The 25,543-nt window shown below is 62.9% G+C and carries 28 protein-coding genes; 19 read left to right on the top strand and 9 right to left on the bottom strand.

All coding sequences use genetic code 11. The annotated features are described in order from the left end of the window. The coding region (locus ACLHHB_RS00615; RefSeq protein ID WP_410216338.1) for a Rho termination factor N-terminal domain-containing protein at positions 1–301 on the bottom strand (301 nt) is incomplete at its 3' end. A 128-nt stretch (positions 302–429) separates the two neighbouring features. Next, a complete protein-coding gene (locus ACLHHB_RS00610) occupies positions 430–876 on the bottom strand; it encodes a CopD family protein (RefSeq protein ID WP_410216337.1) in 447 nt (148 codons plus the stop codon). 490 nt (positions 877–1,366) lie between these two features. Here ACLHHB_RS00610 and ACLHHB_RS00605 point away from each other — a divergent pair, with 490 nt between their 5' ends. The 4 genes from ACLHHB_RS00605 to ACLHHB_RS00590 all read left to right on the top strand — a co-directional run bounded on the left by ACLHHB_RS00605 (position 1,367) and on the right by ACLHHB_RS00590 (position 4,457). After that, positions 1,367–2,221, top strand: a complete 855-nt coding sequence (locus ACLHHB_RS00605) for a shikimate dehydrogenase (protein ID WP_410216336.1) — start codon at positions 1,367–1,369, stop codon at positions 2,219–2,221. Further along, complete coding sequence (gene coaE, locus ACLHHB_RS00600; protein WP_410216335.1) at positions 2,218–2,805, top strand: dephospho-CoA kinase; 588 nt, start codon at positions 2,218–2,220, stop codon at positions 2,803–2,805. The genes ACLHHB_RS00605 and coaE overlap by 4 nt, the downstream gene beginning before the upstream one ends. After that, positions 2,798–3,505, top strand: a complete 708-nt coding sequence (dnaQ, locus tag ACLHHB_RS00595) for a DNA polymerase III subunit epsilon (protein WP_410216334.1) — start codon at positions 2,798–2,800, stop codon at positions 3,503–3,505. Before coaE ends, dnaQ begins: the two co-directional genes overlap by 8 nt. A 61-nt stretch (positions 3,506–3,566) precedes the next feature. Then, the gene (locus ACLHHB_RS00590) at positions 3,567–4,457 is read left to right on the top strand and encodes a YihY/virulence factor BrkB family protein (protein WP_410216333.1); all 891 of its coding nucleotides are present in this window, start codon (positions 3,567–3,569) and stop codon (positions 4,455–4,457) included. A 46-nt stretch (positions 4,458–4,503) separates the two neighbouring features. Here the strand turns inward: ACLHHB_RS00590 and ACLHHB_RS00585 are convergent, their stop codons facing one another. After that, a complete protein-coding gene (locus ACLHHB_RS00585; protein ID WP_410216332.1) occupies positions 4,504–5,307 on the bottom strand; it encodes a response regulator in 804 nt (267 codons plus the stop codon). 131 nt (positions 5,308–5,438) lie between these two features. Here ACLHHB_RS00585 and ACLHHB_RS00580 point away from each other — a divergent pair, with 131 nt between their 5' ends. The 7 genes from ACLHHB_RS00580 (at position 5,439) to ACLHHB_RS00550 (ending at position 12,145) form a co-directional block, all read left to right on the top strand. After that, positions 5,439–5,549, top strand: a complete 111-nt coding sequence (locus ACLHHB_RS00580; RefSeq protein ID WP_410216331.1) for a NepR family anti-sigma factor — start codon at positions 5,439–5,441, stop codon at positions 5,547–5,549. Positions 5,550–5,619: 70 nt separating this feature from the next. Continuing rightward, complete coding sequence (locus tag ACLHHB_RS00575) at positions 5,620–6,171, top strand: RNA polymerase sigma factor (RefSeq protein WP_410216330.1); 552 nt, start codon at positions 5,620–5,622, stop codon at positions 6,169–6,171. A gap of 10 nt (positions 6,172–6,181) precedes the next feature. Beyond that, positions 6,182–7,966: a sensor histidine kinase gene (locus tag ACLHHB_RS00570; protein ID WP_410216329.1), complete on the top strand. Its 1,785-nt coding sequence runs from the start codon at positions 6,182–6,184 to the stop codon at positions 7,964–7,966. Positions 7,967–8,045: 79 nt separating this feature from the next. Beyond that, positions 8,046–8,750, top strand: coding sequence for a paraquat-inducible protein A (locus ACLHHB_RS00565; RefSeq protein WP_410216328.1), 705 nt, complete (start codon positions 8,046–8,048; stop codon positions 8,748–8,750). After that, on the top strand, positions 8,747–9,442 hold the full coding sequence (locus tag ACLHHB_RS00560; RefSeq protein ID WP_410216327.1) for a paraquat-inducible protein A: 696 nt from the start codon (positions 8,747–8,749) through the stop codon (positions 9,440–9,442). The genes ACLHHB_RS00565 and ACLHHB_RS00560 overlap by 4 nt, the downstream gene beginning before the upstream one ends. Next, positions 9,435–11,486, top strand: coding sequence for an intermembrane transport protein PqiB (locus ACLHHB_RS00555; RefSeq protein WP_410216326.1), 2,052 nt, complete (start codon positions 9,435–9,437; stop codon positions 11,484–11,486). Before ACLHHB_RS00560 ends, ACLHHB_RS00555 begins: the two co-directional genes overlap by 8 nt. Positions 11,487–11,488: 2 nt before the next feature. Next, complete coding sequence (locus ACLHHB_RS00550) at positions 11,489–12,145, top strand: membrane integrity-associated transporter subunit PqiC (protein WP_410216325.1); 657 nt, start codon at positions 11,489–11,491, stop codon at positions 12,143–12,145. On the opposite strand, the gene ACLHHB_RS00545 is transcribed toward ACLHHB_RS00550, so the two are convergent. From ACLHHB_RS00545 to ACLHHB_RS00535, 3 genes are all read right to left on the bottom strand, one after another. Continuing rightward, on the bottom strand, positions 12,142–12,918 hold the full coding sequence (locus tag ACLHHB_RS00545; protein WP_410216324.1) for a 3'(2'),5'-bisphosphate nucleotidase CysQ: 777 nt from the start codon (positions 12,916–12,918) through the stop codon (positions 12,142–12,144). The two genes, ACLHHB_RS00550 and ACLHHB_RS00545, sit on opposite strands and share 4 nt — an antisense overlap. Then, entirely contained in the window at positions 12,905–14,269 is a 1,365-nt protein-coding gene (locus tag ACLHHB_RS00540; RefSeq protein ID WP_410216323.1) for a TldD/PmbA family protein, read from the bottom strand. Before ACLHHB_RS00540 ends, ACLHHB_RS00545 begins: the two co-directional genes overlap by 14 nt. Positions 14,270–14,342: 73 nt before the next feature. Continuing rightward, complete coding sequence (locus ACLHHB_RS00535) at positions 14,343–15,887, bottom strand: DUF2125 domain-containing protein (protein WP_410216322.1); 1,545 nt, start codon at positions 15,885–15,887, stop codon at positions 14,343–14,345. A 255-nt stretch (positions 15,888–16,142) separates the two neighbouring features. On the opposite strand from ACLHHB_RS00535, the gene ACLHHB_RS00530 reads away from it, so the two are divergent. The 3 genes from ACLHHB_RS00530 to ACLHHB_RS00520 are packed head-to-tail and all read left to right on the top strand — an operon-like array spanning position 16,143 to position 18,313. Then, on the top strand, positions 16,143–16,898 hold the full coding sequence (locus ACLHHB_RS00530; RefSeq protein WP_410216321.1) for an amino acid ABC transporter substrate-binding protein: 756 nt from the start codon (positions 16,143–16,145) through the stop codon (positions 16,896–16,898). A 3-nt stretch (positions 16,899–16,901) separates the two neighbouring features. Next, the gene (locus ACLHHB_RS00525) at positions 16,902–17,576 is read left to right on the top strand and encodes an amino acid ABC transporter permease (RefSeq protein ID WP_410216320.1); all 675 of its coding nucleotides are present in this window, start codon (positions 16,902–16,904) and stop codon (positions 17,574–17,576) included. Then, positions 17,573–18,313 (top strand): amino acid ABC transporter ATP-binding protein, encoded by a 741-nt coding sequence (locus ACLHHB_RS00520; protein WP_410216319.1) that lies wholly within the window; start codon positions 17,573–17,575, stop codon positions 18,311–18,313. Before ACLHHB_RS00525 ends, ACLHHB_RS00520 begins: the two co-directional genes overlap by 4 nt. Here the strand turns inward: ACLHHB_RS00520 and ACLHHB_RS00515 are convergent, their stop codons facing one another. The 3 genes from ACLHHB_RS00515 to ACLHHB_RS00505 all read right to left on the bottom strand — a co-directional run bounded on the left by ACLHHB_RS00515 (position 18,314) and on the right by ACLHHB_RS00505 (position 20,930). Further along, entirely contained in the window at positions 18,314–18,742 is a 429-nt protein-coding gene (locus ACLHHB_RS00515) for a hypothetical protein (protein ID WP_410216318.1), read from the bottom strand. It abuts the gene before it with no gap. A gap of 84 nt (positions 18,743–18,826) precedes the next feature. Continuing rightward, complete coding sequence (locus ACLHHB_RS00510; protein WP_410216317.1) at positions 18,827–20,239, bottom strand: sensor histidine kinase; 1,413 nt, start codon at positions 20,237–20,239, stop codon at positions 18,827–18,829. Continuing rightward, a complete protein-coding gene (locus tag ACLHHB_RS00505) occupies positions 20,226–20,930 on the bottom strand; it encodes a response regulator transcription factor (protein ID WP_410216316.1) in 705 nt (234 codons plus the stop codon). Before ACLHHB_RS00505 ends, ACLHHB_RS00510 begins: the two co-directional genes overlap by 14 nt. 181 nt (positions 20,931–21,111) lie before the next feature. Here ACLHHB_RS00505 and ACLHHB_RS00500 point away from each other — a divergent pair, with 181 nt between their 5' ends. The 5 genes from ACLHHB_RS00500 to ACLHHB_RS00480 form a co-directional block, all read left to right on the top strand. Further along, positions 21,112–22,353, top strand: a complete 1,242-nt coding sequence (locus ACLHHB_RS00500) for an ABC transporter substrate-binding protein (protein WP_410216315.1) — start codon at positions 21,112–21,114, stop codon at positions 22,351–22,353. A gap of 71 nt (positions 22,354–22,424) precedes the next feature. Then, on the top strand, positions 22,425–23,297 hold the full coding sequence (locus tag ACLHHB_RS00495; protein ID WP_410216314.1) for a carbohydrate ABC transporter permease: 873 nt from the start codon (positions 22,425–22,427) through the stop codon (positions 23,295–23,297). Then, the gene (locus ACLHHB_RS00490; protein WP_410216313.1) at positions 23,287–24,156 is read left to right on the top strand and encodes a carbohydrate ABC transporter permease; all 870 of its coding nucleotides are present in this window, start codon (positions 23,287–23,289) and stop codon (positions 24,154–24,156) included. Before ACLHHB_RS00495 ends, ACLHHB_RS00490 begins: the two co-directional genes overlap by 11 nt. Before the next feature lie 4 nt (positions 24,157–24,160). Then, positions 24,161–25,267, top strand: a complete 1,107-nt coding sequence (locus ACLHHB_RS00485; RefSeq protein WP_410216312.1) for an ABC transporter ATP-binding protein — start codon at positions 24,161–24,163, stop codon at positions 25,265–25,267. 16 nt (positions 25,268–25,283) lie between these two features. Further along, the coding region (locus ACLHHB_RS00480) for a glucokinase (protein ID WP_410216311.1) at positions 25,284–25,543 on the top strand (260 nt) is incomplete at its 3' end.

Raw genomic sequence — 25,543 nt, 5'->3', positions numbered from 1 at the left:
TGTCGCCTGTACGCAGCGAATGCTGGCGGATCATATCAGGGCTGACATAGATGTCGTCCGGACCTGGCAAGTAATTGGCTTCTGGCGAGCGGAGAAACCCGAAGCCGTCCTGCACAACCTCCAGCACCCCTTCGCCGCCGATGTCCCAGCCCTCTTCCGCATGCTCCTTGAGGATCGAGAACATCATCTCGCCCTTGCGCATGGTCGAGGCGTTCTCGATTTCCCATTCCTCCGCCATCGACAGCAGATCGGCCGGGCTCTTGGCCTTCAGTTCGGAAAGGTTAAGGCGTTCTTCAGTCATGGCTGCGCGTACTTTCGGCCACTCCGTCAGATCGGATGGCACAAGGCAAGTGTTCGGAGAATCCCGCACCGGACGGCCGGGGTTGCGCGGCTGATAAGCCTCCTCGCCTCACGAGTCAATCTTTTCGCTCAGAACTTGATGATGACCGCGCTGACAATGCCGACCATCAGCAGCGTCGGCACCTCGTTCATCAAGCGGTATCGCCGACCGGTCTGCTTGGCTCCGTTCGACAACAGCCTGCGCTCACGGGCGCACCACATGTGAAACCAAGTCATCGCCAGGACGCAGCCCGCCTTGACCCAAGGCCAAGTCATCGTCCAGCTGACAATGCCGGGTGTCATGACAAGCGTCAGGCCGCTGAGCCACGTCGCAATCATGGCCGGATTCATGATCAGCCGCAGCAGCTTGTCTTCCATGATGACGAAACTGCCGGTGGGTTCGCTGCCATGGACGCCGCGTTCGGCGTGATAAACGAACAACCGCGGCAGATAGAACAGCCCTGCCATCCAAGAAATCACCGCCATCACGTGAAAAGCCTTCACATAAGGATAGATCAGGGCAAGCCAGTCGAACATCGGAACCTCTCGTTTCCTTCTCTTAAATAGAAAGAAAAGAGAAAGGAATGTTGTTGAAGTAGGGGCTGTGGACAAGGGGATTGCGAGTCTGTTCCACCCTCGGATCCCCAGAATCAGGCGTTGTGGATAGTCCTGTAGATGAGAGCCCCCAAGCACAGAAAAATGTTTGCAAACATAGATATCCAATGTGGATAAGTTGGCGGATAATCTGCAGGAGATGATCCTGTCCACAGATTCGGTCCTTCGGACATCTAAGTTGTACTCTTGTTGAGAAGTCCGCCTTGTTCTGTTTTCGTTGCAGGCCAAAACCGGCACTGCATTTCACTTGACGCTCTTGTCTCCAAGCCTCGACCCGATTCCCCCTGCGACTTGTCCACAGCGCAGCCCGTCGCCACGGACCTGCAGATCGAGGGCTGTTTTTCTCTTCTTATTCTTCGTCTTGGTGCCTAGTCTTCGGGACAGAATTGTTCAGTGATGAGTTTAGGCGCCCATGAATGACGCTTCTTCTGTCAGCCCCGTCCGCCACGCACCGCTTGCCGGTGTCATCGGCATGCCCATTGCCCATTCCCGGTCGCCCCGTCTGCACGGGCACTGGTTGGCGCGTTACGGCCTCCCCGGACATTACATCCCGCTCCCGGTCGCGCCCGAGCATTTGGCCGAGGTTCTGCGGATCCTGCCGCGTGCCGGTTTTGTCGGTGCCAATGTCACCATTCCCCACAAGGAGGCCGTGCTGACACTGGCCGACACGGTGACCGACCGCGCTGCGCTGATCGGAGCCGCGAACACGCTGATCTTTCGCCCGGACGGCAAGATCCACGCGGACAACACGGACGGTTATGGTTTCATCGCAAATCTTCGTCAGAAAGCACCCGACTGGCAACCGGATCAGGGACCGGCCGCGGTCATAGGAGCAGGAGGCGCCGCGAGAGCTGTCGTCGCCTCCTTGCTGGATTGCGGGGTCCGCGAACTGCGGATCGCCAATCGTACGCGGTTGCGTGCCGAACAGATCAAGGCCGAATTCGGAGCGCGCCTTGTTGTCTATGACTGGGCGCAGGTCGGGCACATGCTGGAGGGGGCGACAACCGTGGTCAACGCCACCTCTTTGGGCATGGATGGCAAGCAGCCGCTGCGCGTGCCGCTGGACGCGCTTTCGCCCGACGCTCTGGTCACCGATCTGGTCTATACGCCGCTGATGACACCGTTTCTGGTCGAGGCGGAGGCCCATGGCTGCCAGGTGGTCGACGGGCTGGGCATGCTCTTGCACCAGGCGGCCCCGGGATTTGAACGCTGGTTCGGGCGCCGTCCTGATGTCGATGACGAAGCCCGCAGGATCGCCCTTTCATGAGCTTTCGTTTGGGGCTGACCGGAAGCATCGGGATGGGGAAATCCACCACCGCCCAGATCTTCCGCGATCTTGGTCATCCCGTTTGGGATGCGGATGAAGCGGTCCACCGCCTTTATGCGCCCGGAGGAGCGGCCGTTGCCCCTGTCGCTGCGGCCTTTCCCGAAAGCTTGGCAAAGGGTGGCATCGATCGCTCAGCCCTCAAGGCTCTGCTGTCAAGGAATCCTGATGCTTTGTCGCGTCTCGAAGGTCTTGTGCATCCGCTTGTGGCCAAGGACCGGCAGAGTTTCATTGCGCGGCATTCCGACGCGCCCTTGGTGGTGCTGGACATCCCGCTCTTGTTCGAAAGCGGCTCGTCGCCAAATGTTGATGGCATCGCTGTCGTGACCACTGATGGTGACACGCAACGCGCCCGTGTGCTGGCGCGGCCAGGCATGACTCCGCAGGCACTGCAGATGATCCTTGCACGGCAGATGCCGGATGCGGAAAAGAGGACGCGCGCTGACTGGATCATTCCGACCGACACTATGGTCGGCGCCCGTGCAGCCGTCATCCGTATCATCAACGAGGTCATTCCCCATGCGTGAGATCGTTCTGGACACTGAAACCACAGGCTTCGAAGCCGAGGGCGCGGATCGCATCGTCGAGATAGGGGCCATCGAACTGCTGAACCACCTGCCGACCGGCCGCACCTTCCACGTCTATATCAATCCGGAACGGTCGATGCCGAAAGAGGCCTTCGACGTTCATGGACTGGGCGACGACTTTCTGCGGGATAAACCCAAGTTTGCCGAGATCGCCGAAGCTTTCATCGATTTCATTGGTGAAGACGCCAAGTTGGTCATCCACAATGCCAGCTTTGACATGAAATTCCTGAATGCCGAATTGAAGCGTGCAGGACATCCTGTCCTCCCCTGGTCACGGGCCTTGGACACGCTCGCCCTGGCGCGCGTCAAGTTTCCGGGCTCACCCTCGTCGCTGGATGCGCTTTGCCGCCGCTTCGGCGTGGACAACTCGGGACGCGATCTCCACGGGGCCCTTCTCGACAGCGAACTTCTGGCCGAGGTCTACCTTGAACTGATTGGAGGACGCCAACCGGATCTGGTTCTGGGCCAGCCCGGGCAATCCGTCTCCAACAAGGTCAGCGCCGATGGACCCATGCAACCTCGGGCGCCGCGACCTCGTGCCTTGCCCTCCCGCCTGACAGTGGTCGAAGCCGAGGCACATGCCGCCTTTGTGGCGAAACTGGGCGACGTCTCCGTCTGGTCGCGCTACTCTTCCTCCTGACGACAGTCTTGCGTCAGGTATCAGCAGGGCACATTCTCACCTAAATGCAAGGCGGGGCTGGATGCTGGACTGGATGCGCGAATTTGGGTCGTTCTGGGCCGCCGTTTTCGAACGGATGGACAAGACCCACATGACGCTGATCGCGGCCGGGGTTGCCTTCTACGCCATGTTCGCCGTCTTTCCCGGCCTCGCTGCCATCATCGCCTTGTGGAGTCTGTGGTTCGATCCTGCCGTTATTCTGACCTACGTGGACGTGGCGCATGAATTTCTTCCGGGAGGGGCTTCCGAGATTGTGGACGATCAGGTCGAGACATTGACCTCGAATGGGCAGACCGCGGTCGGCTGGACCTCCTTTGTGTCTTTTCTGATTGCGACGATCGCGGCACGCGCCGGCGTGGATGCACTGATTCGAGGACTGAACGCAGCCTACGGAGTTCGGGCCCATTCGACGATCTTCGGCTTTGTTCTGGCCTATGCGCTGACGCTGGTCATCGTGGGAATTTCCTTGGCGGGCTTGGCGACCATCGTGATCGTGCCACTCCTCCTGAACTTTTTCGTGGTCGCCCCGGTGCGGTCCTTGCTGGTCACGGCTCTTCCCTGGGCCGGAATGTTCATTCTGGTCATCCTGACCATCGGGATCCTCTACCGCTATGGTCCCAATGTGAAGACGCCGCGAACGCCGATCTTCACGCGTGGGGCCTTCTTCGCGGCCGTGCTGTGGTCGGCAGGGTCCATCGCCTTCTCGGCCTATCTGGGTGCGTTCAACAGCTATAATCGGCTTTACGGCTCGATCGGCACCGTGATCGCGCTGTTGATGTGGTTTTATCTGGCCGGATTCTCGGTGCTGCTGGGCGCGCTGATCAATGTCGAAATGGCGCGCCGCCGCCGGTTGCGGGCGGCCCGCGAGGCACGTCGCGGCTTTGACGAGATACTGGCTGAAAAGGCCAAATGAAAAAGGCGCCCCCTTGGGGCGCCCGTCTCATCTCCGATACCGGTTCTCAGACCTCCAGCCCTTCGGTCGAGGCAAAGAACATTGCCTGACTGACGGCCGAGCGAACCTGCTCCTCGCTATAAGGCTTGGAGATCAGGAAAGCAGGCTCAGGCCGGTCTCCTGTCAGCAGACGCTCGGGGAAAGCGGTGATGAAGATCACCGGGATATCACCCAGACTGGACAGCAGTTCGTTCACCGCATCCACTCCCGAGGACCCATCGGCCAACTGGATATCCGCCAGGATCAGGTCGGGGCGGTACTTGCCGGCAAGTTCGATCGCAGCCGTGTGGGTGCGGGCGACGCCCGTGACCTCGTGGCCCATCGCCTGGACGATGCCCTTGATGTCCATGGCAATGATCATTTCATCCTCGATGACCATGACCTTGCCGCGCAAAGCGTTGCCCATCTCGTTCAGGGCGATCTGGACCAGTTCTTCTGCCTCGGCCGCATCGATCTGCATCACACGGGCAATCTGGTCCGTCCGCAGTTCCTCGATGGTGCGCAGCAACAGCGCTTCACGGGAATTGGGGGTCAAACCTTTCAGATGGCTTTGGGCAGTCCGCTCGCGGGCGCTCATGTCCGCATCTTCGACGGGCTGTCCCGAGCTTTGCCAGATGGCATGAAAGGTCTTGAACAGGCCGATACGCAGGTCATCCTCGCCACTCAGGACCGAACGGTCGGTCAGAATGGCTTCCAGTGTGGCGGCCGCATAGTTGTCGCCGGCACTTTGGCTGCCGGTCAAGGCACGTGCATAGCGGCGCAGGAACGGAAGCTCGCGCCCGATTGAATTTGCCAGGTCGGCAGCAGTCATCACACAGTCCTCTTAATTCGTATATTGCAAGGAACCATCATGACCCCCTATCGGTTGCATCCAGTGCGCACAAGAATGTCGGGACTAACACGAATATGACACCGAAGCGAGATGACCGTCGGAGAGCGGCAGTGGAAAAGCAGATCGACGAGAACCTCAAACGCGTTTACGAACAGGATGCGACAGACGAGATTCCGGATCGGTTTCTTGAGCTGCTGAAAAAACTTCAGGATCAGCAATGACCCTGCTGCACACGTTCCGGCCCTGCGCCCTCCTGATTGACGGTGTCCACTCCCTATGACGAATCTCGCGATGCCCAACCCACGCGATCAGCTGGTGGATCACCTGCCCGCCTTGCGTGCCTTTGCGTTGTCGCTGACGCGCGAAGGGGCTGCAGCCGATGACCTGGTCCAGGACACGATCGTCAAGGCTTGGACCAACATGGACAAGTTTCAGGCAGGCACGAACCTGCGCGCCTGGTTGTTCACCATCCTTCGCAACACGTTCTACTCCGCGCGACGCAAGACCAAGCGCGAGGTCAGCGACAGCGACGGCATCCATGCTGCGCGTCAGGCAACCCGTCCCGACCACGATGGCCGCCTTGCGCTCAAGGATTTCAGGGTAGCGTTCGAAAAACTGCCTGATGAGCAGCGCGAAGCCCTGATCTTGGTCGGCGCCTCCGGCTTTTCCTACGAGGAAGCCGCCGACATGACCGGGGTGGCAGTCGGCACCGTCAAGTCCCGTGCAAACCGAGGCCGCCGCAAGCTGGCCGAGTTGCTGCACCTGGAACAAGGGGAAGAGCTGAACATGACTGATCAGGCCACCCTTGCCGTGATGGCGCAGAACAACTTCAGCTCTCGCTGAGGCGAGGCCGGTGCTGCGACGGTTCACCGAACGACTGGATTTCACGCGCCGCCTCGGCTTTCGCCTTGGCGGCCTCCTTTCGGTCGCCATCCTTCCCATCGGCCTGATCTCACTGGTCCAGAACCTGCATCTTTCCCGACAGGCCGAACGCAGTGCGGAAATCGCGCTTCTGGGACGGACCGCCTCTGCCGCAGCCGGTGAACGTGCCCTTCTGCAAAGTGCCCTGGGATCGGCAGACGCCTTGGGACCCGCGGTTCTGGACAGTCTCGACCGGCCGTTCGATTGTTCGGACAGGTTGCGCAACTTTGTCCAGCGCAGCGGCACCTACAATCAGGCAGCCTTTGTTCGACTGGATGGCAGAACCACGTGCAATTCCGGGGTACCCGCGCCACTGGAACTGGACCTTTCGGATCTGTCCTTCGTGCAGCGTTTCGCTCAGGCGCCGATGACAACGGTGATTTCCCTGGCCAACGGCCCCATCAGCCAGGAAGCCGTCGTCGTGGTGATGCAGCCTCTTTACCGCGACCGCGAGCTTCTGGGTTTCACCGCCGTTTCTTTGTCGCAAGAGCTTCTTCGCTCGACCCATGCCATGGATTTCGGGACCGAAGGCGCGCGAATCCTGACCTTCAACAACCTGGGCGAAATCCTGAATGCCGACGGAGCCGCGGCCGACTCCGAGGCCCTGCTGCCTCACGATGTGCCTCTGGTCAGCCTGCTGGGCCAAGGAGAGACCACATTCCGGGCCCGGGCCAACAATGGCGAAAACCGCGTCTTTACCGTCGTGCCGGTCGTTCCCGGACTGGTATATGCCTTGGGGAGTTGGAGCCCACAGACAGCTGGCGTAGGGGTGTTTCAGCTGTCGCGCTTTGGCGCAGTGCTGCTCCCGGTTGCCTTGTGGGTCGTCTCGCTTGCAGTGGCCTATTTTGCGGTCTTCAGGCTGGTCCTGCGCCACATCACTGTTCTGCGTGGACAGATGCGTCGCTTTGCCATCGGCAATCGTGACAGCGCGCCTCCGGTGCTGGAAGGCGCTCCGACCGAAATCGCCGACGTCAGTCAAACCTTCCATAACATGGCCCGCATCCTGATCCGGGACGAAGAGGCGATGGAGCAGGCGGTTTCGGAAAAGACCGTGCTGCTGAAAGAGGTCCATCACCGCGTCAAGAACAACCTGCAACTGATCGCGTCGATCATCAACATGCAGAGCCGGCTGATCGATGATCCCGATGCCAAGCGTGTTCTCCGCTCGGTTCAGGATCGGGTGGCGGCCTTGGCGACCATCTATCGCAACCTTTATCAGGCTGAACAGCTGGACGCGGTCGAAGCGGATCAGCTGATCTCCGACATCATCTCGCAGCTGACCAGTGTGTCGCAAGGCAGCGGCCGGGACCTTCGTGTCAGCCTCAACATCCAGCCCTTGGCCATGCAGCCCGATCAGGCCGTGCCTTTGACCCTTCTGGCGACAGAAGCCTTCACCAACGCCCTGAAATACGCCGATGCACCGGGAGGGGCCGAGGCCTGGGTCCGCATCGCCCTCACCGCACCCGAGCCCGGACGCGGCCTGCTCGAAATCGAGAACTCGACAGGGGATCGTCCTCAACGCGGCGGTTCCGGCCTTGGCAGCCAGCTCATCGAGGCGTTCTCGATGCAGTTGGAGGGAGAAATCAAGGCCCGGCAAGAAGCCAGTTCCTACAAGCTGTCGCTGTCGTTCAGGCTGGCACAAACCCATCATGCTGCCGGGAACAGCCCTCGTCAGGTCGTGCTCACTTCGGCTGCCAAGGCCGGATCGCGGCACTGAAGCCGCGGTGGCCGCGCAATTCTGCGTGCCTTAAACGACAGATGCTTGCGCCTGCACCTGACGGGCCTATCTTTCGGGAATGGAACGCGAAACATCCTATGATCTGAAGACCGGGCGAGGGCTCATGGCCTGTCCGCGCTGCGATGCCCTGCATGTCGAGGAAGAGCTGGACTTGGGCGAAACCGCGCGCTGCATCCGCTGCGGCACCGTCCTGGCCAAGCCGCGCGACGGCGCCTTTGCCCAGTTGATCGCGCTGTCCTTCACCTCGATGGTGCTGCTGGTGGGGGCGGTGTTCTTTCCCTTTCTGGAAGTTTCGACCATGGGCTTCGGCAACGCCAGCTCCCTTTTTGACGTCGCACTGGCCTTTGCCGACGGGGTTCTGCTGCCCTTGGTTCTGGCGGTGCTGGCAATGATCATCGGCTTGCCGATCATCCGCTCCTTCCTGCTGGTCTATACGCTGGCTCCGCTGGCGCAGGGACGTCCCCCGTATCGTCAGGCCGCGCGCGCCTTCCGCTGGTCCGAGGTGCTGCGCCCCTGGTCCATGGCCGAGATCTTCGTGATCGGCACGGCGGTGGCGCTGGTCAAGGTGGCCGGATTGGCGACGGTGCAGCTGGGCCCGGCTTTCTGGGCCTTTTGCGCGCTGATCTTCGTGAATCTCGCCTCGCGGGCGTTCATGTGCCAGACATCGATCTGGGACGCGATCGAGGACTCAGGAATGCAGACTGAATTCGCCGACCCGGGCCCCGGACCCGATCCTGCCTCGCCCGCCAAGGCCGATGCATGAGCCTTCCCGAACCGCATCCTCATGGCCCTGTCCTGACGGCACATCGCGCCGGGCTGGTCGGCTGTCACAGCTGTGGTCGCGTCTGGCCCGAGGATCAGCCGCAATGCCACCGTTGCGGGGCAGCGCTGGTGCCACCGGACCGGCGGGGCCTGCAGGCGGTGTGGGCGTGGTGGCTGGCCGGCCTGATCGCCTATATTCCCGCGAACGTCTTTCCGATGATGCGCACCCAGACCTTTGCCGGCCTTGCAGGCAATTCCGAGGCCACGATCCTCGGCGGTGTGGCCGAACTGATCCACCACGGCAGTTATGACATCGCGATCATCGTGTTCGTGGCCTCAATCATCGTGCCCGTGGGCAAGTTCCTTTCGATTGCATGGCTGGCCACGGTCGCGGGTCGTCCGGCAACGCCAGAACAGGCCCATACCCGCCTGAAGGTCTATGAGGTGGTGGAATTTATTGGTCGCTGGTCGATGATCGACGTATTCGTCGTGGCTATCCTGTCGGCACTGGTGCAACTGGGTTTCGTCGCCTCGATTCATCCGGGTCCCGCAGCGGTCTCCTTTGCGCTGTCTGTTGCCTTCACCATGCTTTCTGCGCAGAGTTTCGACGCACGATTGATTTGGCGGGGCCTGCCCTTGCGGTCAAGGAGCCAGACTGCGTCCGACGATCAAGGATCCCGACCCGATGAGTGACATGCCCCCGCCCCTGAAACCGGCCAGCCCGGTGCGAAAGACCGCTGCCCGGGCGGCACAGGCGGGGGTCAATGTCATCTGGATCGTGCCGATCATCGCACTGATCGTCACTCTGGGTATCGCCTGGAACGCTTTTCGGGATCGCGGCTCGATCATCGAGGTTGAATTTGCGGACGCAACCGGAATCACGGCAGGCGACACGACCCTGCGTTTCCGCGAAATCACCGTCGGTCGGGTCGAGGCTGTCAAATTTACCGAGGATCTGTCCCGGGTGGTGGTATCCATCAGGATCGATGCCGATCTTGCCCAGTTTATCGATAACGAGGCCGCATTCTGGATCGTGCGCCCGCAGGTGACCGCCCAAGGTGTCACGCGTCTGGATACGGTCCTGACAGGGGCTTTCATCGAAGGCTATTGGGATTCAGAAATTTCGGTTCCGACTGATCGGTTCGTCGGGCTGGATCGCCCGCCCCTTGTGCGCAGCGACCAGCCAGGCACTTGGGTCACCCTGTCGATGGACAGTGCCGACGGCCTGAACGAGGGTGCTCCGGTTCTCTTTCGGGGCGTCGAGGTGGGACGGGTCGAAAATATCCGTTTGTCTGACGCGGACGACCGTGTGCTGGCGGATGCCTTTGTCGAGGCTCCGCATGACGCGCGGCTGACGACCACCAGTGTTTTCTGGGACACGTCAGGCTTCTCGCTGTCGCTTGGTGCTCAGGGCGTGGCCTTCAACGTCAATTCGCTTTCTTCGGTCCTGCAGGGTGGCGTTGCCTTCGACACCATCGTCAGCGGCGGAAACCCCATCCAGCCGGGACAGGAGTTTGTTGTCCAAGCTGACGAGAACACGGCTCGCAACACCTTGTTTGCCAGCGATGACACTGACCGGCTGCGCCTTGGGATGCTGATCAACGACTCGGTGCAGGGTCTGGCGCGTGGCGCGGATGTCCAGTTCCAGGGCCTCAGGGTCGGCCAGGTGATCGACATCGCCGTTTCGATCCAGGAAGATGAGCAGGGTGCCTCCCAAGTGCGCCAACTTGTGACACTGGCCGTATCTCCCCGCAGATTGGGTCTGCCCGAAAATGCCTCTGCCGAGGATGCCCTTGCCCTGTTGACCAAGGAGGTTGCCGAGGGACTCAGGGCCCGGCTGGCCAGTACGGGTTTCCTTGGCACCTCGCTGATGGTCGAATTGGTGCAGATTCCCGATCCAGCGCCGGCCACCATTGATCTGGAGACCGGGCCCAATCCGCTTCTGCCTTCGGTAGAGGGCGATTTGGACAACTTCACCGCCAGCGCACAGGGCTTGGTCGAGCGCATCGGCAATCTGCCGATCGAAGAACTGCTGAACGCGGCCCGCGACACGCTGGACAGCATCACGGCCCTGGCCAGCGCGCAGGACACGCGGGCCCTTCCCGGCGTCCTGCGCCGCGCCATCGAGGAGGGTGGCACGGCCTTGGCCGATATTGGCTCCATCACCAGCGATCTGCGCGCCGCTGACAGCGGCCAGACCTTGGCGCGCATGCTGAACGAGGCCTCCGAGGCCTTTACGGCCGTTTCCGCGGCCGCGACCGATGTGCCTGCCCTTGTCGATCAGATCGATGCCGCCGCCGCCGCGGTCGAGGAATTCGACTTTGCCGGCATCAGCCTGCAGGCTGAAGGCATCCTGGCCGACCTGCGCTCGATGCTGGGCAGCGAGGATGCCGAACAACTGCCCCGCAACCTGTCGAACACGCTGGAGGCTGCGACGGGACTTCTGAATGACCTGCGGGGCGGGGATGCCGCGGGCAGCCTGAACAACGCGCTGAACTCCGCAGCCGCGGCTGCCGATCAGATTGCCAGTTCAGTTCAGCAGTTGCCCCAGTTGATCCAGCGCCTGCAGGCCACCGCCGGTCGGGCGGAAAATCTGTTCGCTAGCTATGGCAACCGGTCGGCCTTCAACAACGAAGTGAACGCGGCCATCCGCGAACTGCGCCGCGCAACCGAGTCCTTCGGATCGCTGGCGCGGCTGATCGAACGCAACCCCCGCGCCTTTATACTGGGACGATAGACATGACGCTGCCTCCTGCTCCGCTTCGCCTGCCCTTGATCGCCCTTCTGGGAACTCTTCTTGTGGCAGCATGCTCGGATCCTGAAAAGACAGGTCGCTTCCTGATCGATCCTCCCACGGCCGGAGTACAGGTTCCAAATCGGATCGGGACGGCAGAACTGAAGGACGTGTCGCTGCCGGAATATGCTTCCAATCAGGAGGTTGCGTTCCAGACTCCGGATGGGGCGGTCCGGTCTAATCCCGACAACCTGTGGGCGGATAATCCTTCGCGTGCTTTCACGACATCCCTTGCCCGTGCGATCGGCGAAGTATCAGGTGCCACGGTGATCGGAGAGCCATGGCCCCTGGCCGAGCCTCCGTCACGGGTGCTGGAGGTGCGGGTGGAACGTGCCCTTGCTCAGGCCGACAACAGCTACCGCCTCAGTGGACGCTATTTCGTTTCCGATGACGGGCTTTCGGGCAGCGGTTCGAACCACGTGCGCAGCTTTGACATCGCGGTGCCGATGGTTTCGGCAGATGCGGCGGGAACAGCGGCAGCAGCGGGCCAAGCCATCTCGCTGCTGGCCCAGCAGATCGCGACGCTGTCGGGCCCCGGCAGGACGATCGCCACGCAGCGGCCTGCCGCAAGCGACCCTTACGACCTGCCACCGCTGTTCTAGGCCAGCGCGTCCAGCAACTGGCGGTGCAGCCGGGGACCGGCAACGACCAAGCCGTCGACCTGCGCTCGCGCGCTGTTGAAGCGCATCTGTTGTCCCCGTCTGTCGCTGACCAGTGCGCCTGCGCACTCTGCTATCAGACTGCCGGCCGCAATGTCCCATTCCCAGGCTGCACGCAGCGAAAGGGCCGCGTCGAACCGACCTTCGGCGGCCAGACAGAGCCGCCAGGCCAGCGAGGACCGGAACTCCCTCCGGAATCGGGGCAACGGGCCGCGCCAGTTCTGCGCATCCGATACGGCGCGATAGGTCAGCACGCGGGCACCTTCGACATCGGCATCGGTAGGCTTGATGGGCCGGCCGTTCAGCAAGGCCGGTCCATCCGCAAAGGCAGTATAGGTCAGTTGCAGCACCGGCAGATGCACCACCGCCGCGATGATCCGATCACCTTCGGAGATGGCCAGCGAATGGGAAAAGCCTTCCTGCCCGTCGATAAAGGCCCGGGTGCCGTCAATCGGGTCGATGATGAAGCAGCGCTCGGCGTCCAGCCGGGCGGGGTTTGCCTCGCTTTCCTCGGACAGCCAACCATAATCTGGGCGCGCGGCCATCAGCTTGGATTCCAGGGCGTCGTTGACCGCAAGATCGGCCTCGGTCACCGGGCCTGCATTGTCGTCCTTGTCCCAGGTCACCGGATCTTGCCGCCAGAAGCGCATGGCGATGCGGCCAGCCTCCATGGCGCCGGCCGCCAGCAGCTCCAGGTCGGCCTCAGGCGCCTGCAACAGTCACGCCTTCCACCAGCAGGCTGGGAACCTCGGTTCCGCGCCAAGGCAGTGCGTCATCGGCGGCAATCAGCGTCATCAGCATCTGGCGCAGGTTGCCGGCAATGGTGCATTCGTTGACAGCATAGGCAATCTGGCCGTTCTCGACCCAGAACCCGGCCGCGCCGCGCGAATAATCGCCCGTCGTCCCGTTGATCGAAGCCCCCAGCATCGAGGTCACGATCAGCCCCCGACCCATCTGACCGATCAGGTCCTGCTGGCTGAACGCACCCGGCGTCAGGACCACATTGCTGTGACCCGGGGCAGGGGCCGAGGCGAGCCCACGGGCGGCCGAACCCGTGCTTTTCATTCCCAGCTTGCGCGCGGTGGCCAGATCCAGCGTCCATCCCTGCAGGACGCCGTTCGCCACGATCTTGCGAGGACATGTGGGCAGACCTTCCGCATCGAAAGGACGCGAAGAAGGGTAACGGGGCCGCAGCGGGTCCTCGATCAGGTCCATCCGTTCGGGGAGGACAGCTTCGCCCAGATCGCGGCGCAGCCAGCTGGCGCCCCGTGCGATGGCCGATCCGTTTACGGCCGACAGAAGATGCCCGATCAATGACGCCGAAACGCGGCGATCGTAAAGAATGGGAAATGCTCCGGTTGGGGGTTTCCGCGCCCCGGCCCGCGCCAGCGTCCGTTCCGCCGCCAGATGCCCGATGTCCTCGGGGCTGGGCAGATCGGCCGCAAAGACGCGCGACTCGCCTGCATAATCGCGTTCCATCTTCAATCCTTCGCCGGTGATGGCGACGGTTGACAGAGCGTGGCCGGTGCGGGCGTATCCCCCCGAAAATCCGTTCGACGCCGCCAGCCACATGCGGCGGTGGCTGTAGGTGGCATTGGCGCTTTCGACCTGCGAGATGCCATCCAGGGACAGGGCGGCCGCCTCGGCCCGCAGAGCCATGTCCTGCAGGGCTGCGGGCTCGGGCTCGGGCGCATCTTCGGCAAGCTCCAACCCCTTGGCGTCCCGCCGGTCGGACAGTTGCGACGGATCGGCCAAGCCCAGGTTGTCGTCCACGGGCGCTTCGCGGGCCATGGCCACGGCACGGGCGGCCATCTGGGCAATCGCCTCGTCCCGGTGGTCCGAGGACGAGACCGCCGCCTGCCTGCCACCGATCAGCACCCGCAGCCCGATTTCCAGACCCTCCGCGCGCTCGGCCTGTTCCAGACCGCCGGCACGAACGTCGATACCAACGGACCGGCCATCCACTGCCAAGGCATCGGCCTGATCGGCACCGGCACGGCGCGCCGCCTCGACCAGCGCCTCGGCCAGATGTTTCAAACGATCGGGATGGGCGGCGTTCTGGGTCATGCGGAACTCGGGGTGCAAGAAGGGCGAAGGCCGGGCGTCAGCGTCCCGGCCGTGGGGTTCTGACAGGGCAGGCTCAGCGGACCTGCTGGCCGTTGGCAAAGATCGAGCCGCCTTCGCGGAATTCAAGCTCGGTCTGCAGACGGTCGGTTTCCCCTTCGACCGGGCGGGCGAACATGGCCATCATCATGCGAACACCCATCAACTGTTCCTGCGGCACGACGCCCATTGCGACCAAGTTGTCCATCAACCCGTTCACGCCTGCAAAGCGACCAGTGATCGTGCCGACCGGTTGGCTGGGATCGTCACCGAATTCCAGATCCCCCGCAAACTGTGCGCTGCTGCCGGCGGCATCCACCGAGATGTCCTTGATGGCCAGGCTGCGCGGCAGGAAGGGCATGGGGGGCGCTTCTTCGCCTTCGGTCGCTTCCTTGCTTGGTGCAAAGTTGGGGTCAAGGAAGCTTTGCGTCACGACCGCCTGACCCTCCAGATCGATCATCAGGTTGGCCGGGTCGCGGGGCAGGGTGCCCTGCGGGTCGAGCGCCTGCCAGATTGCCTCGTCGATCGTCAATCCGGTCAGGCCATAGGACAGGGCAAAGGGTTGCTGTTCGGGGGATGCAACAACGGGCACGGTCAGGTTGAAGGTGTTTTCCTTGGCGGCATAGGCAATCGGAAAGGGCATCTCAGACGAGGTGATGCGGGTCTGCATATCCGTCGCACTGCCCCGATAGGTCAGGCCTTCGGCGCTCATGGACACGGCGAGCTGCCCGCTGGCGGCCTCGACGCTGCCGCTGCTGTTCTGGACCTGCCCCTCGGCGTCGGTCGTGGCCGCTTCGAACGTACCCTTTAGCGGACCGCTCCGGAAGGTGCCATCGCCGGCCATTCCGGCCTGCAGGGCGGCCTCCGGATCGGTGTTGAAGTCGATGTCCCTGCCCGGAAAGGCGCCCGTTCCGGCCAAGGCCAGGTCCTGAAACGAAAACCGGGCTGAAAAGCGGTCTGTGGCGTCCTCGGCCCCTTCCACGGGGGACGGGCCGGTACCGGTGATGGACATCTCCATGCCGGCGACGCGAAGATCGTTGACCTGCTGACTGCTGCCGTCCTGCGCGCGGCGAACCTGCTGGCTGCCCTGCGCATCCGTCAGGGCCAGCGTCACCGGAACCTCGTTCTGGTCATCCAGGGCGCGCCCTTCGGCCGTCAGGCTGGGCACGACATAACGATGATCCATGGCCTCGGGGGTGCCGGAACTGATCGTTTCGTTACCCGGGGCATCCAGAGTCATGCGAAAACCGACGTCCTCGCCCTCGGTCTCCTGGTTGCGCATGGTCAGCAGCATCTGTCCCTCGATGACGGAACGCACGCTGCCTGCATCCGCCGGCTCCAGCACGATGGCGGGCATGGTCAAGGTCATGTCGGCCGCATCCGTGTCGGTCGAGGACAAGGTGACCTCGTTCAGTGTCAGCCGCTGACCCGAGTTGTCTTCGCTGCCGACCTGGACCTGATAGCCCATGTCCTGAAAGCTCGCGCGGAGGTTTTCCCAAACCTGCGCCGGGGTGACATCGGCCAGACCCGGAGCGGCAGTCAGGATCAGGGCGATGGCCGAGGTGGAAAGGGGGCGGAACATGACGGAAACCTTTCGCGGACCGGAATTCGACAGGATTCCTGACACAGTGACGGCGAAAGGGAAAGGGAACAAGTCGTGATCGGCCGGGCCGGCAAAGTTCCGGAAGGGAACGATGTTCCGGTCCTGCCGTTACCCGTCAAGGGCTTGTCCTGCCCGACAGGTCCTTGCGATGATGCCATGCTTATTTCCGGTTTCCGACTTGTGATACGCCCCTCAAGCCCGCACCTAAGGGCCAACAAGACAAAGGAGATTCCGATGCACAAGATTGCCATCGCCGCCGTTCTGGCCCTGACGACCGCCCTGCCTGCCGCTGCCGAGACAATCCGTGTTGGCATGTCGGGAGGTTATTTTCCCTTCACCTTCACCCGTGGCGACGAGTTGCAGGGCTTCGAAGTGGATTTCCTGCGCGCCATTGCCGAGGAAACCGGCGATGAGGTGGAGTTCGTGACGATGTCCTTTTCGGGCCTGATCGGGGCACTGGAATCGGGCCGGATCGATACGGTCGCCAACCAGATCACCATCACGCCCGAGCGCGAGGCAGCCTTCGCCTTTACCCAGCCTTATGTTTACGATGGCGCGCAGGTGGTCACCCGCGCGGGCAACGAGGATCAGATCACCGGTCCGGAAAGCCTCAAGGGCAAGACGGTGGCCGTGAATCTTGGTTCGAATTTCGAGCAACTGTTGCGTGAACTGCCCTATGCGGACGAGATCGACATCCGCACCTATGAAAGCAACCTCCAGCAGGACACGGCGCTTGGCCGCGTCGATGCGTTTGTCATGGACCGCGTGTCCTCGGGCCAGGTCATCGCGGAAAGCCCGCTGCCGCTGGCGCTGGCCGGACAGCCGTTTTCTGAAATCCGGAACGCGCTTCCCTTCCGCAACGATGCCGAAGGTCAGGCCATGCGCGACCGCGTGGATGCTGCCATCACGGTGCTGAAGGAAAACGGCACCCTGTCCGAGATCTCGCAGAAATGGCTTGATGCCGATGTGACCGCGCCCGCGGCCGAATAATCCATGCGGCCTCTTGATACCGCCTACATGCTGGATCTGGCGCCGATCATTGCCGGATACATTCCCTTGACACTGTTCATGGCGGTGATCGCGATGGTGGCGGCTCTGGCGCTTGCATCAGTGCTGGCCATCGTAAGGGTGCTGCGCGTGCCCGTACTGGATCGGGTCGTGGCCCTTTTCATCAGCTTCTTTCGCGGCACCCCCCTGCTGGTGCAGCTGTTCCTGTTCTATTTTGGACTGCCACAGGTCTTTCCCGTCCTGACTGGTATCAATGGGGTGACGGCGGCCATCATGGGGCTGACACTTCATTTTTCGGCCTATATGGCCGAAAGCATCCGTGGTGCGATCCTGGGGGTGGACCGCAGCCAGTGGGAGGCCGCGCAATCGGTCGGCATGACGCAAGGCCAGTTGCTGCGGCGCATCATCCTGCCACAAGGCGCGCGCACGGCGGCCCCCACCCTGATGAACTACTTCATTGACATGATCAAAGGCACATCACTGGCCTTTACCTTGGGGGTGACCGAGATGATGGGCGCGGCGCAGAAAGAGGCTGCGGGCAGCTTTCTTTATCTGGAAGCCTTCCTTGTGGTCGCCCTGTTCTACTGGGTGATCGTCGAAACACTGTCGGTCGGGCAGCGCAGGCTGGAAACACGACTGGGAAAGGCGGTGGCGCGATGAAATGCCAGATCGAGATTACCGGGCTGGTCAAGCGTTTCGGCACCAATACCGTGCTGGACGGGATCGACCTTTGCCTCGAACCGGGCGAGCGTGTCGCGATCATCGGGCCTTCGGGAACCGGCAAATCGACGCTGCTGCGTTGCCTGAATTTTCTGGATCGGCCGGAGGAAGGGACGATCCGCTTGGGGGACCTGAAGGTGGACGCCGCCCGGGCCAGCCGTGGCGACGTGCTGGCATTGCGTCGGCGGACGGGCTTCGTTTTTCAGAACTATGCCCTTTTTGCCAACAAGAACGCGCGGCAGAACATCATGGAAGGGCTGACGACGGTTCGCGGCTGGCCACAGGACAAAGCACGGACCAAGGCAGACGACATCCTGATGCAGATCGGATTGGCGGATCGCGGTGAAAGCTATCCTGCCGCCATGTCGGGGGGGCAGCAGCAGCGTGTCGGAATCGGCCGCGCGATGGCGCTGGATGCGGACCTGATGCTGTTCGACGAGCCGACCAGCGCCTTGGACCCGGAATGGGTTGGAGAGGTGCTGGACCTGATCCGCCGCATTGCCGATGGTCGTCAGACCATGCTGATCGTCACGCACGAGATGCAGTTCGCACGCGAGATCGCAGATCGGGTCGTGTTCATGGAAGGCGGGCGCATCGTCGAACAAGGCCCGCCGTCGCAGATCTTTGGAAATGCGCAGGATGATCGCACGCGTGCCTTCCTGCGCCGGGTGGGCTGATTACAGGCCCGCCACCGTATAAAAGGCTTCGGCGCTCTTTTCGTCGCTATAGCCGATTCCGGACGCGATGATGCAACTGGTTTCATCCGGACGCGCGGCGACCAGCGTCCAGGTGCCCATGAGGTCTGAACCCCAAAGCTCGGTTCCGCCGGCACCGGCGACATTGACAGGCTCTTCATCGAAATCCTGCGTCAGTGTTTGAGCGATCTCGGCGTCGCTGGCGCAATAAGGCTGATCGTCAATGGCCTGTTCAGACAAGGGCATCGTCTGCACCTGCGACAGAAGGGTCGCAGGGTCGATGCCCTGCATCGCGCTCCAACCCTGGACAGATTGATCGGGACGGCTGGCAGACAGGGCAGGCATGGCCACCAGCAGTGCGACGCTGCCGGCAATGCCAAGACGGGCAATGCGGTGGGCGGTGCGGGTCATGGTCCAAGGCCTTTCTATGTGTTTGTCAATGCGTATTCGAAGGGAAAACGCAGGTTTTGCTGACTCGGTTCCGGTGACGCTGGGTCAGGCCCAGTGTCGACACAGGACCAAGCGGGCCTCAAGTCCTTCCGGAGCCCGGTGAAATTCCAGTTGTCCGCCATGTTGTGCGGCAATGGTCGAAACGATGGCCAGACCCAGTCCGACCCCTGTCGCGGCGCCTGCGTTATCGCCTCTCTGAAAGGCTCCGGTCAGACGCGACAGATCCTCCTCCGTCAGGACCGAGCCACGGTCCGTCACGGTGATCCAGGCCGTGTCTGCATCGCCATCGACCAGCACGACAGCAGCGCGCCCGTATTTCAATGCATTATCGATCAGGTTCGACAGCGCGCGCCGCAGCGAGATCGGCTGACCCCGCATCAGGACCGCATGCATCTCGGCGGATGGCCGGGTCGTGGCACGGGCAAACAGCGTTCCCGACCGCGCCGACCGGGCCGAAGCGCCACGCAGCGAAACTGGCAGACCTACATCCTGATAATCGGCCACCACCGCCTCGGCCAGCGAAGTGAGGGAAAGGCGACGGAACGGTTCAGACCCGATCTCGGCGCGGGTATAGGTCAGCACGCCGTCGATCATGGTCGTCATCTCGTCAATGTCGCGTTCCAGCCGTTCGCGCAGGTCGGGATCCTCGATCATGGCGCTGCGCAGCCGCAAACGCGTCGCAGGCGTCCCAAGATCATGGCTGACGCCCGACAAGACCATCGCCCTGTTTTCCAACGCGGCGCGGTCCTGGGCCACATAGGCGTTCACCGCCTCGGCCGTTTTGCGCAGTTCTTCCACCCCGCCTACGGGCAAGGCGGCGTTTCGCGCCCGATGGTCGCGCAAGGCCGCGGCAAAAGTGGCAAAGGCGCCTGACACCTGCGCGACCCAGCCCAGCAACAGGCCCAGGGCGCCCAGCCCCGCCAATCCCGCCAGCAACCGACGATCGGGTGGTGCGGCAGCACAGCCCCAGACCGGGGCTCCGTCGATGCGGGTCCACAGACCGTCTTCCGTTCGCACGAACAGGCGCGGGTCGCTGCAGAACCGTGCCAACGTCCGCGTGATCGAGGCTAGTCCTGCCGCCTGGCTGCCGCCCCCAAAGCTTTCAACCTCGGTTGCCGGATAAAGGATGTCCGGAGACTGGATGCGCACCGACAGGCGCGCGCCCCGCGTCAGGTCCGGACGGCCGCCTCCGGTCAGCGTGATCACCGTCTCGCGCCAGCCTTGCGGCACGGACGGCGCTTCGCGCAACTGGGCCATCGACAGGCCGGGGGGCAGGGCGCTGCCGTTTTCCACGCTGTCATGCAGCGCCAGTCCGGCAATATAGGCCCGGTCCAGATGTCCGCGCCACGCCGCGTCGCTGCTCATCCACAACCAGACCGCGCCCCCGCCCGCGACCATGGCGCAGATGACCCAGATGCTGCCCAGCATCCGCAGGCTGAAACGGCTAGACCGGATCATGCGCGACTTCGGCCGCCAGGACATAGCCGGTGCCGCGCTCGGTCCGGATCAGCGCCGGATCGATCTTCTGCCGCAAGCGCCCGACCAGCATGTCGATGGCCCGCCCTCCAGCGGCTTCGTCATCGTCCAGCGCGGCGGCGATCTCCTCGCGCGTCAGCGGGATCAGCGGGTTGGCCAGGAAGACGCGCAACAGTGCCGTTTCCCTCCCGGACAGGGACACCTGCCACCCGCCCGGCGCCGTCACCTCGTCACGCCGCGCGTCATAGCACCATCCGGCAAAGCGCAGCACGCTGTCGCGCCGCCGGTGCGTCAGGCTGGGCGCGCGGCCGGCGCGCCGCAGCACGGCCCGAATGCGTGCCAGCAGCAGGTCGGGATTGAAGGGTTTGGCAATATAATCGTCGGCCCCGACCTGGTATCCCGCCATGCGCTGATGATCGGCAGACAATGCCGAAACCATGATGATCGGCACGTCCTGCGCCTGCCGGATTTCGGCACAGAGCGCGACGCCGTCATCCGCACCCAGGGTCACGTCCAGCAAAATCAGGTCGACCCGCCCTGCCTTCAGCGCCGCCAGTGCACCGACACGGTCGCCCGCGCGGGTGACGTAAAAGCCGTGGCGTTGCAGATAGGCAGCCAGCATGGCTGCCATCTCGGCGTCATCTTCGACCACAAGCAGACGATGCAGGCTCATCCCGTCCTCCTCTGGCGCGGCTTTAGCATCGGCCGGGTGCGCTTCGTAACAGTTTGTAACGTGACGCTGCGAAATCTTCGGAACGGAGGCCTGACCCGCATTGCCCGAATGCCCAAGCCTTTGGCATGATCGACGCACACGCAGGGCCACGACCCTGCGCCAAGATGATCTGGGAGGATCCATGAATATCAAATCCGTTCTGGCGGCCTCGACCGCCATGATGCTGGCCGCCCCTGCCATGGCCGAGCCGACTGCCGAAGTGCTGCACTGGTGGACCTCGGGCGGAGAGGCGAAATCCGTCGCCGTCCTGCAGGAACAGTTCGCTGCCGAAGGCGGCGCTTGGACCGACATGCCCGTGGCCGGCGGCGGCGGCGATGCCGCGATGACCGCGTTGCGTGCCCGCGTCCTGTCGGGCAATGCCCCGACCGCCGTGCAGCTGAAGGGTCCGGCAATCCAGGAATGGTACGAGGAAACCGGTCTGGCCGATATCGGCGCGGTCGCCGAAGAGAACGGCTGGGCCGATGTCCTGCCCGCACAGATCGCCGAGCACATGAAATGCGACGGCCAGTGGTGCGCCGCACCGGTGAACGTGCACCGCGTCAACTGGATCTGGGGCAACAAGCAGATCCTGGACGAGCACGGCATCGCCATGCCGACCACTTGGGATGAATTCAACGCCGCTGCCGACAAACTGCAGGCCGCTGGCGTGACCCCCTTGGCCCATGGCGGCCAGAACTGGCAGGACGCAACCATCTTCGAAACGGTGGTCCTAGGCTTGGGTGGGCCGGAATTCTATCAGCAGGCGCTGGTCGATCTGGACCCCGAGGCGCTGACGTCTGACACGATGAAGCAGGTTTTCGACGAGATGCGGACCATCCGCGGTTATGTCGATCCGAACTTCTCGGGCCGGGACTGGAACCTGGCCACGGCAATGGTCATGAACGGCGAGGCTGCTTTCCAGATCATGGGCGACTGGGCCAAGGGCGAGTTCCTGGCCGCCGGCAAGCAGCCGGGCGTCGATTTCGTCTGCGCACCCACGCCGGGCGAGGGGTTCCTGTACAACGTCGACAGCTTTGCCTTCTTTGAACTGGAGGGCGAGGAGAAGCAGCAAGGCCAAGCCCTGCTGGCCAAGCTCATCATGGGTCCCGAATTCCAGAAGACCTTCAACCTGAACAAGGGCTCCATCCCCGCGCGCACCGATGTGGCGCTGGACGAGTTCGACGACTGCGCCAAGCAGTCGAACCAGGACATGAACGCCGATGCCCAGGACGGATCGCTGCTGCCGTCCTATGCCCACGGCATGGCGCTGCGCGGCGCGCCGGCCGGTGCGATTACCGACGTGGTGACGGCGCATTTCAACAGCGACATGTCGTCGGAAGACGCCGTGCAGCAACTGGCCGACGCCGTCGCCAACGCGATGTGATCGTGGCCTGACAGCCCCGCGCCCGGTCGAAAGACCAGGGCGCGGGGTTTTTCTTTAGGGGTTTATCCGACATGGAATGGCTTGAACGCAACGTGCCCAAGTTCGTCTTGGCGCCGTCCTTCGTGGCGATCCTGGTCTTCGTCTATGGCTTCATCGCCTGGACCGCCTGGATCAGCTTCACGAAATCCCGCCTGATGCCGCGCTACGAGCTGGACGGGATCGGGCAATACGAACGGCTGTTCGCGGCACCGCGCTGGGACGTGGCGATGAACAACCTGTTCATCTTTGGCGGATTGTTCATCGTGATCTCGATGGTGATCGGCCTGGCGCTGGCCATCTTCCTGGACCAGAAGATCCGGGCCGAAGGCGTCTTGCGCACCATCTATCTTTATCCGATGGCGCTGTCGCTGATCGTGACGGGCACCGCGTGGAAATGGATCCTGAACCCCGGGCTGGGCATCCAGCAGGCGGTTCGCGGCTGGGGATTCGAAAACTTTACCTTTGACTGGCTGATCCGGCCCGAGATGGCGATCTATACCATCGTCCTGGCCGCTGTCTGGCAGGCGTCCGGCTTCGTGATGGCGCTGTTCCTGGCCGGTCTGCGGTCCGTGGACACCGAGATCATCCGCGCCGCGCAGGTGGACGGCATCCCGACGCACCGCATCTATTCCGCGATCATCATCCCGACCATGGCGCCGATCTTCCTGTCGGCCTTCATCGTGCTGGCGCATCTGGCCATCAAGGCCTTCGACCTGGTGATCGCGCTGACCGGCGGGGGACCGGGTTATGCAACCGACCTGCCCGCGACCTACATGTACGCGATGGCGTTCTCGCGCGGCGATCTGGGTCAGGCGGCTTCCAGCGCGATGATCATGATGGGCGTGATCTTCGCCATCGTCGTTCCCTATCTTTACAGCGAATTGAGGCCGCGCCATGACAAGTAAGGCCGTGACCAGTAACACCCTGCTGCGCTGGGGCCTTTACGGCATCCTGATCCTGTTCGCGGCCTTTTACCTGATGCCGCTGTTCGTCATGCTGACGACGTCGCTGAAAAGCCTCGAGGAGATCCGCACCGGCAGCCTTCTGGCCCTGCCGCGCGAGGTGACCTTCGCCCCCTGGGCCGAGGCATGGTCCACTGCCTGTGCCGGCACCCAGTGCGAGGGCCTGCGGCCCTTCTTCTGGAACAGCGTGCTGATGGCGGTGCCGGCGGTTCTGCTGTCCACCATCATCGGGGCGCTGAACGGTTATGTCTTTGCCCAGTGGCGGTTCCGCGGCGCAAACCTGCTCTTTGCAGCGATCCTGTTCGGCTGCTTCATTCCCTTTCAGGTGGTGCTGCTGCCCATGGCGCAGATGCTGGGGCTGATGGGGCTGGCCGGCACGATCCCGGGCCTGATCTTTGTTCATGTCATCTATGGCCTCGGCTTCACCACGCTGTTCTTCCGCAACTATTACGTCACCATCCCCCAGGAACTGGTGCGGGCGGCCAAAGTGGACGGTGCCGGCTTTTTCCGCATCTTCTGGTCGATCTTCCTGCCGATCTCGCTGCCGATCATCACGGTGTCGGTTATTTGGCAGTTCACGCAGATCTGGAACGACTTCCTGTTCGGCGTCAGCTTCAGCGGACCGGGCAGCCAGCCCGTGACGGTCGCGCTGAACAACATCGTCAACTCCACCACCGGCGTCAAAGCCTACAACGTGGACATGGCCGCCGCGATCATCGCCGCGCTGCCCACGCTTCTGGTCTATGTCGTCGCCGGCAAATACTTCATCCGCGGCCTGACCGCCGGCAGCGTCAAGGGATAAGCCCATGCCGATCCTCGAAATCGATCACCTGCAGAAAGCCTATGGGGAAACCCATATCCTGCACGACATCAACATCAGCATCGACGAGGGCGATTTTCTTGTCCTGGTCGGCCCGTCGGGCTGCGGCAAGTCCACGCTGCTGAACTGCATCGCTGGGCTGGAGCCCATCACCGGCGGCGCCATTCGCATCGCGAACCGCGACGTGACGGGCGTCTCGCCCAAGGACCGCGACATCGCGATGGTGTTCCAGTCCTATGCGCTCTACCCGACCATGAGCGTCGCAAAGAACATCACCTTCGGGATGAAGGTACGCGGCGTCGACAAGGCCACACAGGAGCGCAAGCTGGCCGAAGTATCGCGCCAGTTGCAGATCGAACCGCTGCTGAACCGCAAGCCGGGTCAACTGTCGGGCGGTCAGCGCCAGCGCGTTGCCATGGGCCGGGCGCTGGTCCGCGACCCTTCGCTGTTCCTGTTTGACGAACCGTTGTCGAACCTCGACGCGAAGCTGCGCGTCAGCATGCGGACCGAGATCAAGAAGCTGCACCAGGACCTGAACGCCTCGATCGTTTATGTGACCCATGACCAGATCGAGGCGATGACGCTGGCCACCAAGATCGTCGTCATGAAGGGCGGCGTGATCCAGCAGATCGGCACCCCGGCCGAGATCTACAACAAGCCTGCCAACATGTTCGTGGCGGACTTCATGGGCAGCCCCGCCATGAACCTGATCCCGGCCCGCGTCCGGTCCGAGGCGGGCCGGACCCGGATCGAGATCGAGCGCGCGAATGCAGCCCCCCTGGTCATCACCGATCCCGTGGCACGCAACCTGCCGGCCGAGATCGTGCTGGGTGTGCGCCCCGAGGACATCCACGAGGCCACCGGCAACGCCCATCTGCCCGGCACTGCACAGGGTGCGGGCGGCGACGTCATGATCGAGATCGTCGAGCCAGCGGGTGCCGATACGTTCGCTGTCACCCATCTGGGCGGCAAGCCGGTGACGGCGCGCCTGCGGGCGGAAAGTGCCGTCCAGGCGCGCAAGCCCTTCCCGCTGGCATTCGACCTCTCGAAAGTGTCGTATTTCTCGCCTACAGACGGTGAAAGGCTGAACTGAGGCAAGGGGAACGGCGATGGCAATGCTTCTGGGCGATGTAGGCGGAACCAATGCGCGGCTGGCGATCGCCCGCAACGGGGCCATCGATCCGGCAACCGTCACCCGCTTCAAGGGTGACGATTACGCCAGCTTCGACGACGTGGTGCGGCAGTTCATGGCCGAACAGCACCAGCCCCATGTCTCGTCCATGTGCATCGCCGTGGCAGGACCCGTCAGCGGCGGCCACGCACGGCTGACCAACCGCGACTGGTCCTTTGACGAGCAGAACCTGGCGCG

The sequence above is a fragment of the Paracoccus sp. (in: a-proteobacteria) genome, assembly GCF_046462195.1.
Taxonomy (GTDB): domain Bacteria; phylum Pseudomonadota; class Alphaproteobacteria; order Rhodobacterales; family Rhodobacteraceae; genus Paracoccus.
Note: the sequence above shows the minus strand (reverse complement) of the source record. Positions and strands in the feature narration are given on the sequence as shown.

Bases quoted from the DNA above. Each gene is read 5' to 3' on its own strand.
- ACLHHB_RS00605 (WP_410216336.1), top strand. From the start codon at position 1,367: ATGAATGACGCTTCTTCTGTCAGCCCCGTCCGCCACGCACCGCTTGCC.
- ACLHHB_RS00590 (WP_410216333.1), top strand. From the start codon at position 3,567: ATGCTGGACTGGATGCGCGAATTTGGGTCGTTCTGGGCCGCCGTTTTC.
- ACLHHB_RS00495 (WP_410216314.1), top strand. From the start codon at position 22,425: ATGGAATGGCTTGAACGCAACGTGCCCAAGTTCGTCTTGGCGCCGTCC.
- ACLHHB_RS00485 (WP_410216312.1), top strand. From the start codon at position 24,161: ATGCCGATCCTCGAAATCGATCACCTGCAGAAAGCCTATGGGGAAACC.
- ACLHHB_RS00550 (WP_410216325.1), top strand. From the start codon at position 11,489: ATGACGCTGCCTCCTGCTCCGCTTCGCCTGCCCTTGATCGCCCTTCTG.
- ACLHHB_RS00555 (WP_410216326.1), top strand. From the start codon at position 9,435: ATGAGTGACATGCCCCCGCCCCTGAAACCGGCCAGCCCGGTGCGAAAG.
- ACLHHB_RS00610 (WP_410216337.1), bottom strand. From the start codon at position 876: ATGTTCGACTGGCTTGCCCTGATCTATCCTTATGTGAAGGCTTTTCAC.
- coaE (WP_410216335.1), top strand. From the start codon at position 2,218: ATGAGCTTTCGTTTGGGGCTGACCGGAAGCATCGGGATGGGGAAATCC.
- ACLHHB_RS00540 (WP_410216323.1), bottom strand. From the start codon at position 14,269: ATGACCCAGAACGCCGCCCATCCCGATCGTTTGAAACATCTGGCCGAG.
- ACLHHB_RS00530 (WP_410216321.1), top strand. From the start codon at position 16,143: ATGCACAAGATTGCCATCGCCGCCGTTCTGGCCCTGACGACCGCCCTG.
- ACLHHB_RS00515 (WP_410216318.1), bottom strand. From the start codon at position 18,742: ATGACCCGCACCGCCCACCGCATTGCCCGTCTTGGCATTGCCGGCAGC.
- ACLHHB_RS00510 (WP_410216317.1), bottom strand. From the start codon at position 20,239: ATGATCCGGTCTAGCCGTTTCAGCCTGCGGATGCTGGGCAGCATCTGG.
- ACLHHB_RS00505 (WP_410216316.1), bottom strand. From the start codon at position 20,930: ATGAGCCTGCATCGTCTGCTTGTGGTCGAAGATGACGCCGAGATGGCA.
- ACLHHB_RS00560 (WP_410216327.1), top strand. From the start codon at position 8,747: ATGAGCCTTCCCGAACCGCATCCTCATGGCCCTGTCCTGACGGCACAT.
- ACLHHB_RS00585 (WP_410216332.1), bottom strand. From the start codon at position 5,307: ATGACTGCTGCCGACCTGGCAAATTCAATCGGGCGCGAGCTTCCGTTC.
- ACLHHB_RS00565 (WP_410216328.1), top strand. From the start codon at position 8,046: ATGGAACGCGAAACATCCTATGATCTGAAGACCGGGCGAGGGCTCATG.
- ACLHHB_RS00525 (WP_410216320.1), top strand. From the start codon at position 16,902: ATGCGGCCTCTTGATACCGCCTACATGCTGGATCTGGCGCCGATCATT.
- ACLHHB_RS00520 (WP_410216319.1), top strand. From the start codon at position 17,573: ATGAAATGCCAGATCGAGATTACCGGGCTGGTCAAGCGTTTCGGCACC.
- ACLHHB_RS00535 (WP_410216322.1), bottom strand. From the start codon at position 15,887: ATGTTCCGCCCCCTTTCCACCTCGGCCATCGCCCTGATCCTGACTGCC.
- ACLHHB_RS00490 (WP_410216313.1), top strand. From the start codon at position 23,287: ATGACAAGTAAGGCCGTGACCAGTAACACCCTGCTGCGCTGGGGCCTT.
- ACLHHB_RS00575 (WP_410216330.1), top strand. From the start codon at position 5,620: ATGCCCAACCCACGCGATCAGCTGGTGGATCACCTGCCCGCCTTGCGT.
- ACLHHB_RS00500 (WP_410216315.1), top strand. From the start codon at position 21,112: ATGAATATCAAATCCGTTCTGGCGGCCTCGACCGCCATGATGCTGGCC.
- dnaQ (WP_410216334.1), top strand. From the start codon at position 2,798: ATGCGTGAGATCGTTCTGGACACTGAAACCACAGGCTTCGAAGCCGAG.